The 14,799-nt window shown below is 72.5% G+C and carries 9 protein-coding genes; 2 read left to right on the top strand and 7 right to left on the bottom strand.

Features of this window, described 5'->3' with window-relative positions:
• Window positions 1-26: 26 nt before the first annotated feature.
• Together CCL05_RS18160 and CCL05_RS18155 are read right to left on the bottom strand one after the other, a co-directional pair.
• Entirely contained in the window at window positions 27-2,564 is a 2,538-nt protein-coding gene (locus CCL05_RS18160; protein ID WP_086561558.1) for a protein kinase, read from the bottom strand.
• A 152-nt stretch (window positions 2,565-2,716) separates the two neighbouring features.
• Complete coding sequence (locus tag CCL05_RS18155; RefSeq protein WP_086561548.1) at window positions 2,717-4,738, bottom strand: serine/threonine-protein kinase; 2,022 nt, start codon at window positions 4,736-4,738, stop codon at window positions 2,717-2,719.
• Between the two features lie 184 nt (window positions 4,739-4,922).
• Between CCL05_RS18155 and CCL05_RS18150 the strand changes: the two genes are divergently transcribed.
• A complete protein-coding gene (locus CCL05_RS18150) occupies window positions 4,923-5,966 on the top strand; it encodes a serine hydrolase domain-containing protein (RefSeq protein ID WP_086561547.1) in 1,044 nt (347 codons plus the stop codon).
• A gap of 87 nt (window positions 5,967-6,053) precedes the next feature.
• Here CCL05_RS18150 and CCL05_RS18145 read toward each other — a convergent pair whose 3' ends face one another.
• Window positions 6,054-7,760 (bottom strand): glycerol-3-phosphate dehydrogenase/oxidase, encoded by a 1,707-nt coding sequence (locus CCL05_RS18145; protein ID WP_086561546.1) that lies wholly within the window; start codon window positions 7,758-7,760, stop codon window positions 6,054-6,056.
• Window positions 7,761-8,050: 290 nt separating this feature from the next.
• On the opposite strand from CCL05_RS18145, the gene CCL05_RS18140 reads away from it, so the two are divergent.
• Window positions 8,051-9,259 (top strand): nucleotide sugar dehydrogenase, encoded by a 1,209-nt coding sequence (locus CCL05_RS18140; RefSeq protein ID WP_086561545.1) that lies wholly within the window; start codon window positions 8,051-8,053, stop codon window positions 9,257-9,259.
• A gap of 658 nt (window positions 9,260-9,917) precedes the next feature.
• Here the strand turns inward: CCL05_RS18140 and CCL05_RS18135 are convergent.
• The 4 genes from CCL05_RS18135 to CCL05_RS18115 all read right to left on the bottom strand — a co-directional run bounded on the left by CCL05_RS18135 (window position 9,918) and on the right by CCL05_RS18115 (window position 14,646).
• Window positions 9,918-11,042 carry a GuaB3 family IMP dehydrogenase-related protein gene (locus CCL05_RS18135; RefSeq protein WP_020276389.1) on the bottom strand — a complete coding sequence of 375 codons (1,125 nt, stop codon included), beginning with the start codon at window positions 11,040-11,042 and terminating at the stop codon, window positions 9,918-9,920.
• A 102-nt stretch (window positions 11,043-11,144) separates the two neighbouring features.
• Window positions 11,145-12,650, bottom strand: coding sequence for an IMP dehydrogenase (guaB, locus tag CCL05_RS18130; RefSeq protein ID WP_086561544.1), 1,506 nt, complete (start codon window positions 12,648-12,650; stop codon window positions 11,145-11,147).
• Between the two features lie 153 nt (window positions 12,651-12,803).
• A complete protein-coding gene (locus CCL05_RS18125; protein ID WP_086561543.1) occupies window positions 12,804-13,391 on the bottom strand; it encodes a sigma-70 family RNA polymerase sigma factor in 588 nt (195 codons plus the stop codon).
• A gap of 643 nt (window positions 13,392-14,034) precedes the next feature.
• Complete coding sequence (locus CCL05_RS18115; RefSeq protein WP_003948568.1) at window positions 14,035-14,646, bottom strand: response regulator transcription factor; 612 nt, start codon at window positions 14,644-14,646, stop codon at window positions 14,035-14,037.
• Between the last annotated feature and the right edge of the window lie 153 nt (window positions 14,647-14,799).

Here is a 14,799-nt window from a genome sequence, read left to right as displayed (position 1 = left end):
CAGCGCACGGCATTCGGGTCAGAAGATCATTTCGTCACCCGGTACGTCGCCGCCGCCTGCTCGTACAACCGCGTCACCTCGTCCCGTTCCGACTCCGGACCCCGCACCTGGACCACGTGGTACCGCCCGCCGACCAGCATCGCGAGGTTGCGCACATACAGCTCGCCCCCGTCGCCGCTCCAGGTGAACTGCCCCTCGGCCATGGTCCGCCCGCCCACCTCGATCGTCTTCAGCCCCGTGGAGGTGGCCCAGCTGGAGTCGCGGTACGGCTGCAACTCGCGCTCCTTCTCCCGCTGGTAGACCATCGGATCGCTGCCGTGCTCCGACGCGCTGTCCCGGCCCGGTACGACGATGAGCTCGAAGTCGCCCTTCGCGTAGACGACCTGGCCGCTGCCACCCCGCGCGGTGCGGCCCCAGCCCTTGGCGACGGCGACCTGGAAGCCCGCCACGTCCTTGCGCAGGGTGAAGCCGTCGGCGACCTCGGGGCCGGTGGTCTGCGTCTGCGTGGAACCGGCCGACGTCGACGGGTTCTTCTCGGGCTCGGGTGACGTCCGGTCGGGCCGGGGCTCGCCGCTGGACTCCGGCTCGGGCGCCTGGCCGGCCTCACCGGCGACACCGGTCCGGTCGGTGCCTGCCGCGCCGTCGGTCTGCGACTTGGGCATGAAGAGCACGGCGTAGGCGATCGCCGCGGCCATCACGAGCAGGACGAGCAGGAGCAGGGTGCGGCCGAGGCGGTGCGGCGACCGGGACTCCTTGGCCCGCTTGTGCCGCCCGTGGTGCGCGGGCAGTCCGGCCCGCCGTCTGCGCACGAGTTCCCCCCGGCGCCGTACGACGGGCAGCCGGCTCGCGTCGACGGGCGGCGCCGCGACGACGTGCACCCCGGCCTCCGGCTCGGGCGCCGAGCGCACCAGCGAGCGCAGCCAGCCGCGCAGTTCCTCGAAGTCGAGGCGCTCGGTCGGGTCCTGACGCAGCAGCGACTCCACGACCGGCCTGAGCGGCCCGCACTCCTCGGCGTACGCCGGCGGTTCCGCGCACACCATCTGCACCAGCTCGGCCGTCGACTCCTCCGGGTAGGGCGCATGCCCCTGCACGGCCCGGAAGAGCAGCGCGCCGAGCGCCCACAGGTCGGTGGCGGGACCGATCGGCGCGGCCAACTGCCAGTTCTCGTGCACGGGTCCGGCCTGCTCCGGCGCCCAGCGCTCCGTCACGGGGCCCACCACGGCCATCCGCGCCTGCCGTGCCCGCTCGGCTGCCAGCGCCGTGGCCGGGCCGCGCCGGGGCGCGGGGGTGTGGGCGACCAGGTCGTCCCACCGGGTGGGCTCGCCGGGGGCGGCGGTATCCGGGGCCGGCGGGAGCGCCGTCTGTTCCTGTCCCTGCGGCGAGGGCGTGCCGCCTGTTCCGCCGCGGGGGGTGGCGCCGTGCCAGCCGGTCGCCCGGGGGGCGCCGCCGACGCCGTAGGGGTCGGCTATCTGCCCCGGTGCGATCCCGCCGGGCCCCGTGCTCTGTCCGGGGACGTACGGCGACCGCGCCGGGCCGTTGCCGTGGGGCCCGGGTCCGTCGTCCGGGGCGGGCCGCGCGCCGGGCAGGGCCGCCCGGCCGTTCTGCGTCTCCTGGACCCGGGCCGCGGCCCGGGCACCCGCCCGGTAGGCCGCGATCGCCCCGGCTCGCGCGGCCCGCGGGTCCTCGCTGTCCTCCGCGCTCCTGCGGGCCGGCACGGGCGCGCCCCCGCTGTCCGCGTCGGCTCCGGCCGCCGGCAGTCCCCGGGCCTCCCGAGCCTCTATGGCGGCCCGCCGCGCGGCCTCGGGATCACCCGCGCCACCGCCGCCGCCCGGACCACCGGCAACACCCGGGCCGCCGACGCCTCCTGAGCCCCCGGCACCGACCGGGCCGCCGACGCCCTCGGCCACCCCGGCGCCACCGGTCTCCCGGCCGGGCTCGCCGAAGGCCGGAGCCGGAACGGGGTCGTACCCGCACAGCGCCTCCTCCGCCGCGCCCACCGCCAGCCCGGTCAGCATCACCCGGCCGTCGTCGCAGACGAGGACCGTCCGCGCGGTGATGTTCCGGTGCACCCAGCCGTGCCCGTGCAGCACCCGCAGCGCCATGAGGACGTCGGAGGCCACCTCGGCCGCCCGGTACGGCGTCAGCGGCTTCTCGGCGAGCAGCGCCGCCAGCGGACGCGCGGCCACCAGCTCACTGACGATCCACAGCGAACCGCCCTCGGCGAACACGTCGAAGACCTGGTCGAGTCGGGGATGGTCGGGGATGGCCGCCGCGGCCTGCGCGGCCTCGACCGCACGCCGTACCACCGGGTCCGTGGGCCGCCGGGTCCCCGCACGGGCGCCGGGTCCGCGCGCGCCGGCGTCACGTGCCGTGAAGCCGTCGGGCAGCCCCTCCGCGTCGAGGACCTCCGCCTCGACCACCTCCGGCAACGGCACTGCCCTGACCAGGACTTCCTGCCCGCTGTAGGTGTCGAAGGCCCGGGACTCGGTGAGTTCGTACTCGTCGGACGGCGGCAGCGGCAGGCGGTAGCGGTCGGCGAGCACCCGTCCCGCATAGTCGTCCACGATGCCTCCCCCGGCAGCCTGGTCGGTCACATCCGTTCGCCCCACGGTCCGTTCCGGCTGCGCACGGTCCGCAAACATTTACGATACGTGCCGCAGGCAACCCGCATGGGGGGATGCCAGATCTCACTCCCCAAACCCGGGGCCGCTCATGCTCAGGACTTGGGTTCGAAGGTCTTGGTCAGCGTCCGCCAGGTCTGCTTGCGCAGCTCACCGCCCCAGCCGGCCGCTTTCGCCGTGTACATCAGCGCGTAGCCCTGCCGGTCGTCGACGACGAACCCGCGGTCGATGGTCCGGTACTTGGTGCCGCTCTCGACGTAGGTGAACTCCCAGTCGGCCGTGTTCCAGTCGCGGTAGTCCACCTGCTCTATGCGGATCTTCTTGTACTGCGCGCGCACCATGTAGCGCTCCTGGTTTTTCCAGTCCGCCACCGGGTCGCCCTTGGGCGTGGACGTCCAGGCGATGAGCAGCTTCTGCCCGTCGGGGCCGGTGAACCGGTCGCCCGCGGCACCCGTGGACTGGTACTTCCACCCCTTCGGCAGTCCGATCGAGTATCCCTGGCTGCCCTGGTGCGTCGACGTCGCGGCGGTGCCCTTGCCGCCGTCGGAGGACTCGCTCGCCCGGTCGCCGGGCGTGCTGTTCGAGGCGGGCGCCGACGACGCGGGCTGCGTCGCCGTGTTGTCGGTGCGCGTGCCGTCGCTCTTGTCGCCCTTGGTGTCGGCGCTGGTGGACGCGGTGGCGGCGGTCTTGCCGCCGTTCCCGCCGGCGGCCCCCTTCGCGTCCTTGTCGTCTCCGCTGAGCGCGATGGCGAGCACCGTGCCGATCACGGCCAGCACCACGACCGCGGCGATGATCATCATGGTGCGCCGCGGCACCACGTCGGTGAGCGGCGCCCGGGGCGCGGGCCGCGGCGGCAGATCCGGCCGCGGCATGACGGGCCACCCCGAACTCCGGCCCCCGGACGTCGCCTTCGCCCCCTGCGCACCGGCCCCGGTCCCGGCAGCCGCCCCCGAGGCCGATGCCGAGCCCGACGCCGGCACGGACGCACCGGCGTCCCCGGCCCCGGCCTTCGCGCCCTCCGGTCCGGACGAGGCCGTGCCGTCCTCGGACCCGGTCCGGGACGCGGCGGACGCCCCGGCCGTTCCCGCGGCGGCCTTGCGCACCGAGCGCAGCGCCCCGCGCAACCGCTCCCCCGGCTCCTCGCTCCGCTTGCTCCCGGACCCCGCCGAACTCCCCTTGCGCGAGGACTTGTCCGGCTGCGCCGGCAGCGGCACCACCTTCGTCGCGTCCATCGGCTCCGGCTCGGCCGGCGCGGGGGCGTGGATGACCGAGTTCAGCATCGCCCGGGCGCCCGCGTCGTCGAGCCGCTGGGCGGGGTCCTTGTTGAGCAGCCCGTGGATGACGTCCTTCAGCGGGCCGGCGTTCTTCGGCTCCTCCAACGGCTCGGTCATCACCGCCGTGAGCGTCGCTATGGCCGACCCCTTGTCGTACGGCGGCGTGCCCTCCACCGCCGCGTACAGCAGCCCGCCGAGCGACCACAGGTCGGCCGCCGGGCCCGGCTTGTGCCCGCGCGCCCGCTCCGGGGAGATGTAGGAGGGCGCGCCGACGAGCATGCCGGTCGAGGTGATGGACGGGTCGCCCTCGACCTGGGCGATGCCGAAGTCCGTGAGCACGACCCGGCCGTCCTCGGCGATCAGCACGTTCGACGGCTTCACGTCGCGGTGCAGGATGCCCTCGCGGTGCGCGGACCGCAGCACGTCCAGGACGGCGAGCCCGACCTCGGCGGCCCGCTTCGGTTCGAGAAGGCCGTCCTCCCGGATGACCTCGGCGAGCGACTTGCCCTCGACGAGCTCCATCACGATCCAGGGCCGGTCGTCCTCCTGGACCACGTCGAAGACCGTCACGGCGCTGTTGTTGCGGATCCGCGCGATCGCCTTGGCCTCGCGCAGCGTCCGCGTGATCAGCCGCCGCTTCTCCTCCTCGTCGATGTTCGACGGGAACCGCAGCTCCTTGACGGCGACCGTCCGCCCCAGGGTCTCGTCCTGGGCCCGCCACACCGTGCCCATGCCACCGCGGCCGAGCACCTCGCCCAGCCGGTAACGCCCCGCGAGGAGACGCTCCCTGTTGTCCTGACGAGTGTCCTGACGAGATGTGCCCGCCCGCTCCGCCTCCGACATGCGTCCCCTCATACAACCCGCCCTGACAGAGCCTCCATTGTCTCTCACCCGACAAGTGCCCAGCGCCCCAGGGGCCCCCTGGTGAAACGCCCCCGCGGGCCCGCCCGTCCGGAACCCGGGCGCGGCGCCCGGCGCGCCGCCTTGCATGATGGGTCCCCGACGCCCCGACCAGGGAGGAACCCGCGTGCCGCCCTTTCGGACCTTGCTGGCCCTGCCGGTGTCCGTGGCCCTCCTCGGCCTGCCTCCGGCCGACTCGTCGGCCCTCTCCGCTCCGCCGACGGACGCGGTGCTCCCACTGCTGGTGACCCGGGGCAGGGCACCGGCCGCGGCCCTGCTCGCCCAGGAGGGGACCACCACCCGCTATGCCCACGCCGGGCGGGGAATCGCCCGGTCGGACCACTTCCGGGCCGGCAGCGTCACGAAGACGTTCATCGCGACGGTCGTGCTGCAACTGGCCGCCGAGCACCGGTTGTCGCTGTCCGACACCGTGGACCGGCACCTGCCGGGCCTGGTGCGGGGAGCGGGCAACGACGGCCGCGCGCTGACCCTGCGCTCCCTGCTCACCCACACCAGCGGCCTGTACGACTACACCGCGAAGACCCGCGGAACCGCACCCGTCACACCCCGTCAGGCCCTACGCATCGCACTCACCCACCCCCCGGCCGTCCGCGGCCGCTTCTCCTACTCGAACACCAACTACGTCCTGCTCGGCCTGGTCGTCCGGCAGGTCACCGGCCACTCGTACGCCACCGAGGCCGAACGCCGCATCATCACTCCCCTGCGTCTGACGGGCACCTCCTTTCCCGGATCCCGCTCCTCGCTGCCCTCTCCGCACGGCCGCGCCTACGCCGCCGACGGAACCGACGTCACCGATCTCGACCCGCGGGTGGCCGGCGCCGCGGGCGAGTTGGTGACCACACTCGCCGATCTGGACCGCTTCTACTCGGCCCTGCTCGGCGGGCGACTGCTGCCCCCGCGCCGGCTGCGCGAGATGCTCGACACCCGTGCCGCACACGGCGTGTACGGCATGGGCCTGTTTCCCGAGAAGCTGCCGTGCGGCACGACGGTGTGGGGGCACGACGGGCACATATCCGGCAGCTACGTGCGCACCGCAGCCACCGTCGACGGCCGGCGTGTCCTCACCTTCCGCGTGAACACGGACGCGATGGCGGATCCCGGTCTCGAACCCGCGGTGCTCGCGGCCGAGTTCTGCCCCCGCACCTCGTAGAACGACCGGGTTCCGAACGAAGATCCCGGTTCCCGGCACTCGTTCGGGTGACGTCGAAAGCGCCGCCAAGTGCGCGGGAACAGCCGCCTACAGCGGCACGATGTCCGGCGCCCCCAGCCGCGCCGCGTCCGCCGTCAGGTCGTCCGGCTGGCGCTGCGACTCCCGCTCGGCCTCCACCCGCTTCTCGTAGTGCTGCACCTCGCGCTCTATCTGGTCCTTGTCCCAGCCGAGGACCTGCGCCATCAGCCCGGCGGCGTCGCGTGCGCTGCGCGTTCCCCGGTCGAAGGTCTCGATGGAGATGCGCGTGCGCCGGGTCAGCACGTCGTCCAGATGCCGCGCCCCCTCGTGCGAGGCCGCGTAGACGATCTCGGCGCGCAGATAGTCGTCGGCCGCCGGCAGGGGCTCGCCCAGGGACGGGTCCTCGGCGATGAGCGCGAGGAGTTCCTCGGTCAGCGTCCCGTACCGGTTCAGCAGGTGTTCCACCCGCACCACGTGCAGTCCGGTCCGGGCGGCGATGCGCGCCCGCGCGTTCCACAGCGCCCGGTAGCCCTCGGCGCCCAGCAGCGGCACGTCCTCGGTGACGCACTCGGCGACCCGCATGTCCAGCCCGTGCACCGCCTCGTCCACCGCGTCCTTGGCCATGACCCGGTAGGTCGTGTACTTGCCGCCCGCCACGACGACGAGCCCGGGCACCGGGTGCGCCACCGTGTGTTCGCGCGACAGCTTGCTGGTGGCGTCCGACTCGCCCGCGAGCAACGGCCGCAGGCCCGCGTACACGCCCTGGACGTCGTCCCTGGTGAGGGGCACCGCGAGCACCGAGTTCACATGTTCCAGCAGGTAGTCGATGTCGGCGCTGGACGCGGCCGGGTGGGCCTTGTCGAGGTCCCAGCCGGTGTCCGTGGTGCCGACGATCCAGTGCCGGCCCCAGGGGATGACGAACAGCACGGACTTCTCCGTGCGCAGGATCAGCCCGGTCGTGGAGTGGATCCGGTCGCGCGGTACGACCAGATGGATGCCCTTGGACGCCCGGACGTGGAACTGGCCGCGCTCCCCGACCATCGCCTGGGTGTCGTCCGTCCATACGCCGGTCGCGTTGACGACCTGCTTGGCGCGGATCTCGTACTCGCCGCCGCCCTCGACGTCCTGCACCTTCGCGCCGACGACCCGCTCACCCTCGCGCAGGAAACCCGTGACCCGCGCACGGTTCGCGGCCTTCGCGCCGTACGCCACCGCCGTGCGCACCAGGGTGGCCACGTACCGGGCGTCGTCCATCTGGGCGTCGTAGTACTGCAGAGCCCCGACCAGCGCGTCCTTCTTCAAGCAGGGCGCCACGCGCAGGGCGTGAGAGCGGGTCAGATGGCGGTGCATGGGCAGGCCCCGGCCATGGCCCCGGGCCATGGACATGGCGTCGTACATCGCGACGCCCGACCCGGCGTACAGCCGCTCCCAGCCCTTGTGCTGCAAGGGGTACAGGAACGGCACGGGCTTCACCAGATGCGGGGCGAGCCGCTCCAGCAGCAGGCCGCGTTCCTTCAGGGCCTCCCGGACGAGCGCGAAGTCGAGCATCTCCAGGTAGCGCAGGCCGCCGTGGATCAGCTTGCTGGACCGGCTGGAGGTGCCGGACGCCCAGTCGCGCGCCTCCACCAGTCCCGTGGACAGGCCCCTGGTCGCCGCGTCGAGGGCGGTGCCCGCACCGACCACGCCTGCGCCCACCACCAGCACGTCCAGCTCGCGCTCGGCCATAGATGCGAGTGACTCGGCGCGCTGCGCCGGCCCGAGTGTCGCTGTCCTCACCGCTGCCTCCCGCTCATCGCGGCGGCTGGTGCCGCCTCGGTCGCGCCGGCCGCACCCGTCGGGTGAGACCCCGTCCGTATCCCATGCCCAAATTCTGACCGTGTTGCCCGACTTCAGCCACCACGGGCCGACAGCCTGTGGACAACGCCCACGGGACACTCACCGAAACTCGGGCGAGCAATCCCGCATATCGGTCATATTTACTCCTAGTCTGACATTGCGCTCGCCCGTCCTGTCCACAGGGCTTGCGCATTTGTCCCACTTCGGCTATCGGGAAGGACGGCCACGCCATGCCCGCAGATCTCGCCGTCATCGGACTCGGACCGTACGGCCTGCCCCTGGCCCAGGCCGCCGTCGCCGCCGGTGTCGCCACCATCGGCTACCGGACCGGCCCCGAGGCCGGCTCCCTCAGCCCCGCCGAACAGCGCCGGATGCTCTCGGGGGGCTTCCGGCCGGCCACGAACGCCGCCGAGCTCGGCCGGGTGCGCACCGCGGTCATCTGCGCACCGACGCCGCGGGGCGCGGACGGCGGACTCGACCTGAGCCAGCTTGAAGCGGCCGCCCGCACCCTGGCCGCACAGCTGCGCCCGCACACCACTGTGATCCTGGAGTCACCTGTGTACCCAGGGACCACAGAGGAATTCCTGCGCCCCCTCCTCGAGGAGGGATCGGGTCTGCGCGCGGGCCGCGACTTCCACCTCGCCTACTCCCCCAGCCGTGTCGACCCCGGCAACCGCGACTTCACCCCCGCCAACACCCCCAAGGTCATCGGGGGCCTCACCCCGGCCTGCACGGAGTCGGCCGCGGCCTTCTACGGACGGCTCACCGACAAGGTGGTACGCGCGCGTGGACTCCGCGAGGCGGAGACCGTGCAGCTCCTGGAGACCAACTACCGGCATGTGAACATCGCCCTGGTCAACGAGATGGCCGTCCTCTGCCACGACCTGGGCGTCGACCTGTGGGACGTCGTCCGCTGCGCGGAGACCAAGCCGTTCGGGTTCCAGGCCTTCCGCCCCGGCCCCGGCGTCGGCGGCCACGCCGTCCCGCAGGACCTGACCACCCACGGCGGCCGCACCCTGCGCATGGTGGAACTGGCCCAGCAGGTCAACAGCCGCATGCCCGGCTACGTCGTCCAGCGCGGCGCCACGCTCCTCAACGAGCACGGCAAGTCGGCCCGCGGCGCCCGCGTGCTGCTCCTGGGCGTCACCTACAAGCCCGACCTCGCCGACCTGCACGGCACGCCCGCCCAGGAGGTCGCCCTGCGCCTGATGGAACTGGGCGCGTCGGTCAGCTACCACGACCCGTACGTTCCCGCCTGGAGCGTCCTGGACCGCCCCGTCCCCCGCGTGGACTCCCTCTACGAGGCGGTCGCCGACGCGGACCTGACCATCCTCCTCCAGCAGCACCGCACGTACGACCTGCAAGGCCTGTCGGTGAAGGCACAGCTGCTGCTGGACACGCGGGGGGCGGCGCCCACGGGGGCGGCGCATCGGTTGTGAAGGGGGGCGCGTGGGGGCGCTGACCCCCCTGGGCTGGTGGCGCGGGGCACCCCGCCGCCAGTACCTTGGGAGACGGCGGAGCCCACCGTAGTGGCCACTGCGGCAGGCTCCTGGATGGATCACGGAGTGTCCGCCCCTAGCTCTCTTGGGGGCGGCCGCTCACCATCCGAAGCAAGGTGGAGCCCACCGCAGGGGGTACTGCGGCAGGCTCCTGGATGGATCACGGAGTGTCCGCCCCTAGTCTTCTTGGGGGCGGCCGCTCACCATCCGAAAAGTCGCAAGATCCACCTCCTCCGGCACTGAACCATCCGAAGACGGATTCGGTCCCAGCGGGTGGGCTTGCGGTGGCGTCCCATGGGCGCCCCCTTCCACGACGCCACCCATTGACCCGGTAGGCGGCACGTCGGAATCGGGCCGGGCCCCGAGGGCCGGGGTCCGGAACCGTGTCCTTGGAAGGGGGCACCCAGAAGAACCTGGGGCGCCGATCACGGACACTAGCGCCTCGGAACCGCCCTCCACCGCGCCATCCGGCCCGAAGGCAACCACGCGCCCCCCTACGGCAACACGCGCCCCGTCAGGGCCAGTTGAGCACGCGAAAGGGCCCGGTCACTCACCCGAGTGACCAGGCCCTTCCTTGTCCCGTCCTGGGGGCTACCGACTACCGCCGGTGCTGCGAGTCCGCCACCGTCACCTCGACCCGCTGGAACTCCTTCAGCTCGCTGTACCCGGTCGTGGCCATCGCCCGCCGCAGCGCGCCGAAGAGGTTCATCGAGCCGTCGGGGGTGTGGGACGGACCCGTGAGGATCTCCTCGATCGTGCCGACCGTGCCGAGGTCGACCTTCTGGCCGCGCGGCAGCTCCTCGTTCACGGCCTCCATGCCCCAGTGGTGGCCCTTGCCCGGGCCGTCGGTCGCGCGGGCGAGCGGGGAGCCCATCATGACCGCGTCGGCGCCACAGGCGATCGCCTTGGGCAGGTCGCCGGACCAGCCGACACCGCCGTCCGCGATCACGTGCACGTACCGGCCGCCGGACTCGTCCATGTAGTCCCGGCGGGCCGCGGCCACGTCGGCGACCGCCGTCGCCATCGGGACCTGGATGCCCAGCACGTTGCGCGTGGTGTGCGCGGCGCCGCCACCGAAGCCGACCAGCACGCCGGCCGCGCCGGTGCGCATCAGGTGCAGGGCCGCGGTGTACGTGGCGCAGCCGCCGACGATCACCGGGACGTCCAGCTCGTAGATGAACTGCTTCAGGTTCAGCGGCTCGTGCGAACCGGAGACGTGCTCCGCGGAGACCGTCGTACCGCGGATGACGAAGATGTCCACGCCGGCGTCGACGACGGCCTTGGAGAACTGGGCCGTGCGCTGCGGGGAGAGCGCCGCGGCCGTGACCACGCCCGAGTCGCGCACCTCCTTGATCCGCGCACCGATCAGCTCCTCCTTGATGGGCGCCGCGTAGATCTCCTGGAGGCGCCGGGTCGCGGCCTCGGCGGGCAGCTCGGCGATCTCGTCGAGCAGCGGCTGCGGGTCCTCGTAGCGCGTCCACAGACCTTCGAGGTTCAGCACGCCGAGGCCGCCGAGCTCGCCGATGCGGATGGCGGTGGCCGGGGAGACGACCGAGTCCATGGGGGCGGCCAGGAACGGCAGCTCGAAGCGGTAGGCGTCGATCTGCCAGGCGATCGAGACCTCCTTCGGGTCCCGCGTACGGCGGCTGGGGACGACGGCGATGTCGTCGAAGGCGTACGCCCGGCGGCCGCGCTTGCCGCGCCCGATCTCGATCTCAGTCACGTTGGTGGCCTTTCCCTTTGCGTTTCAGCGTCTTCCAGTATCGCCGACGGACACGACGAGGGCGGCCCCGGATGCTCCGGAGCCGCCCTCGGAAGGCCGGGCCTACTTGCTGCGGCTGTAGTTCGGCGCCTCGACGGTCATCTGGATGTCGTGCGGGTGGCTCTCCTTGAGGCCCGCCGACGTGATGCGGACGAAGCGGCCCTTGCTTTCCATCTCCTCGATGGTGGCCGCGCCCACGTAGCCCATGGTCTGGCGCAGACCGCCGACGAGCTGGTGCAGCACGTTGGCCAGCGGGCCGCGGTAGGGCACCTGGCCCTCGATGCCCTCGGGCACGAGCTTGTCGTCGGAGCCGACCTCGGCCTGGAAGTAGCGGTCCTTGGAGTACGACTTGGCCTGGCCGCGGGACTGCATCGCACCGAGCGAGCCCATGCCGCGGTACGACTTGAACTGCTTGCCGTTGATGAACTGCAGCTCGCCCGGGGACTCCTCACAGCCCGCGAGCAGGCTGCCCAGCATGACCGTGTCGGCGCCCGCGGCGAGCGCCTTGCCGATGTCGCCCGAGTACTGCAGACCGCCGTCACCGATCAGCGGCACGCCGGCCGGACGGGCGGCGAGGGACGCCTCGTAGATGGCCGTGACCTGCGGGACGCCGATACCGGCGACGACCCGGGTGGTGCAGATCGAGCCGGGGCCCACGCCCACCTTGATGCCGTCGACACCGGCGTCGATCAGCGCCTGGGCGCCGTCACGCGTGGCGACGTTGCCGCCGATCACGTCGACGCCCACGCTCGACTTGATCTTCGCCATCCAGCTGAGGGCGTTGCTGTTGTGGCCGTGCGAGGTGTCGACGACCAGGAAGTCCACACCGGCCGCGGCGAGCGCCTGGGCCCGCTCCAGCGCCTCGGGGCTGGCGCCCACGGCGGCGCCGACGATCAGCCGGCCCTCGGCGTCCTTGGCCGCGTTGGGGTACTGCTCGGCCTTGACGAAGTCCTTGACCGTGATGAGGCCCTTGAGGACACCCGCGTCGTCGACCAGCGGAAGCTTCTCGATCTTGTGGCGGCGCAGCAGCTGCATGGCGTCGGGACCGGAGATGCCGACCTTGCCGGTCACCAGGGGCATCGGGGTCATGACCTCGCGCACCTGACGGGAGCGGTCGGTCTCGAAGGCCATGTCGCGGTTGGTGACGATGCCGAGCAGCTTGCCGTTGCCGTCGGTGACGGGGACGCCGCTGATGCGGAACTTGGCGCACAGGGCGTCGGCCTCGCCGAGCGTCGCGTCCGGGTGCACCGTGATCGGGTCGGTGACCATTCCGGACTCGGACCGCTTCACCAGGTCGACCTGGTTGACCTGGTCTTCGACGGAGAGGTTGCGGTGCAGGACGCCGACGCCGCCCTGGCGGGCCATGGCGATCGCCATCCGCGACTCGGTGACCTTGTCCATGGCGGCGGACAGCAGCGGGATGTTGACCCGCACGTTGCGGGAGATGCGGGACGAGGTGTCGACCGCGTTGGGGAGCACTTCCGATGCACCCGGCAGCAGCAGCACGTCGTCGTAGGTCAGCCCGAGTGTCGCGAATTTACCGGGCACTCCGTCGACGTTGGCAGTCATGACACCTTCCCCAAATGGCCTTGATCGGTGCGGATGTCCATGCTAACGGGAAGCGCGGCTGTCTCATTCCACGGTTCCGCCTGGCTCCGGGCTTCGTATGTTCGTACGGAAGCAGCGCACCGCCTGTTCAACAAAGGGGTTGTTCCAGCAGGGCTACTGCTCGGCCAGCGCCCGCAGCCGGCTCAGCGCCCTGTGCTGCGCCACCCGGACCGCGCCGGGTGACATTCCCAACATCTGGCCCGTCTCCTCGGCCGTGAGGCCCACCGCGATCCGCAGCAGCAGCAGCTCCCGCTGGTTCTCGGGCAGGTTGGCCAGCAGTTTCTTGGCCCATTCCGCGTCGCTGCTGAGCAGGGCGCGCTCCTCCGGGCCCAGGGAGTCGTCGGGCCGTTCCGGCATCTCGTCGGAGGGGACGGCCGTCGAGCCGGGGTGGCGCATCGCCGCGCGCTGCAGGTCGGCGACCTTGTGAGCGGCGATGGCGAAGACGAACGCCTCGAAGGGGCGCCCGGTGTCCCGGTAGCGGGGCAGTGCGAGAAGCACCGCCACACAGACCTCCTGGGCGAGGTCCTCCACGAAGTGCCGGGCGTCGCCCGGGAGGCGGGACAGACGGGTGCGGCAGTAGCGCAGGGCCAGGGGGTGGACATGGGCGAGCAGGTCGTGCGTGGCCTGCTCGTCCCCGTCGACGGCGCGGTGGACGAGCGCGCCGATCGCCCCATGGGCATTGACCGCCTCGTCGTCGCGCATCGGTCCATGGTGCCTTGCGGCCGCCGGGTCCGTGGCACCGCGCCCGTTGTTGTGCACCGAAGCGTTATGAGCAGGTGCGCCGGAACTCATCCCCTGCGCCCTCCCCTTCCGCTCGACCGACTCGTCCCCGAGGAACTCCACACCCTCAAGGATGCGGCATCCGCGGCGAAACGAGCAGCGGGCATCCGGCGGACCCCCGGTCCACCCCCGCCGACCTGGCTTTCCGTGCCCCCACTGCGACCGCTGGGGCCTGCCGTTCGGATCATCCCGGGGCCGTGGGTCCTCGCGCGCACCCTGCCGGGCTCTCGGCCTCGCCCGGGCGGGGACGGATCCCCTCCGGGGCTGTCGTCGGCCGCCGGCCTCGGCGCAGGCGTGTACGGCTCGCGCGGGGGCATCCACGTGCCCCCGCTCTCCGGCTCTGGCCGGGGCCCGCGCGTCGAAGCCGGCCCGGTCCGAAGGACAGGCCCTAGGGGGTGTCCGTGAAGTCCCGTCGTCCGCCCGGAGGGCGGGCCCTGCGGCGTCCGGTGCGTGCTCTCGGCGTGCCGGGCGGACGCCCGCGTACTGGTTGTACGTGGGTGTTCGACCGGTGCGGCGAGAGGGCGTGCCGGGCGTCGCGGGACAGGCGGGACTTTGCGGACATCCCCTAGCGCACCAGGCCCCACCGGAAGCCGAGCGCCACGGCGTGGGCCCGGTCCGAGGCGCCGAGCTTCTTGAACAGGCGCCGGGCGTGCGTCTTGACCGTGTCCTCGGAGAGGAACAGCTCGCGCCCGATCTCCGCGTTCGAGCGGCCATGGCTCATGCCTTCGAGCACCTGGATCTCACGCGCCGTGAGCGTCGGCGCGGCGCCCATCTCGGCCGAGCGCAGCCGGCGCGGGGCGAGCCGCCAGGTCGGGTCGGCCAGCGCCTGCGTCACCGTCGCGCGGAGCTCCGCGCGGGAGGCGTCCTTGTGCAGATAACCGCGGGCACCGGCGGCGACCGCGAGGGCCACACCGTCCAGGTCCTCGGCGACGGTGAGCATGATGATGCGCGCACCGGGGTCGGCGGACAGCAGCCGCCGGACCGTCTCGACGCCGCCCAGTCCGGGCATGCGTACGTCCATCAGAATCAGGTCCGAGCGGTCGGCCCCCCAGCGGCGGAGGACTTCCTCGCCGTTGGCCGCCGTCGTCACGCGCTCTACGCCGGGCACGGTTGCGACCGCGCGACGGAGCGCCTCTCGGGCAAGCGGGGAGTCGTCGCAGACGAGGACGGAAGTCATGGCCGCCCTCCGCAGCTGATGCGCGTCACCTTGAGCCTCCAGGCTGGTACGAAATCGTCACCTGTGCGGTCGACCGTCTCGGACGCCCGCCCGAGCGCTTGTTCCTTCAACCGCCTCGCACTCTCAACGACGGTCACTCGAAAGAGTTACGGG

This window comes from Streptomyces africanus, assembly GCF_002150735.1.
GTDB classification, from domain to species: Bacteria; Actinomycetota; Actinomycetes; order Streptomycetales; family Streptomycetaceae; genus Streptomyces; species Streptomyces africanus.
Note: the sequence above shows the minus strand (reverse complement) of the source record. Positions and strands in the feature narration are given on the sequence as shown.

Excerpts from the sequence above, each read along its gene's own strand:
- CCL05_RS18115 (WP_003948568.1), bottom strand. The coding sequence starts at position 14,646 with ATGACTTCCGTCCTCGTCTGCGACGACTCCCCGCTTGCCCGAGAGGCG.
- CCL05_RS18155 (WP_086561548.1), bottom strand. The coding sequence starts at position 4,738 with ATGTCGGAGGCGGAGCGGGCGGGCACATCTCGTCAGGACACTCGTCAG.
- CCL05_RS18125 (WP_086561543.1), bottom strand. The coding sequence starts at position 13,391 with ATGCGCGACGACGAGGCGGTCAATGCCCATGGGGCGATCGGCGCGCTC.
- guaB (WP_086561544.1), bottom strand. The coding sequence starts at position 12,650 with ATGACTGCCAACGTCGACGGAGTGCCCGGTAAATTCGCGACACTCGGG.
- CCL05_RS18140 (WP_086561545.1), top strand. The coding sequence starts at position 8,051 with ATGCCCGCAGATCTCGCCGTCATCGGACTCGGACCGTACGGCCTGCCC.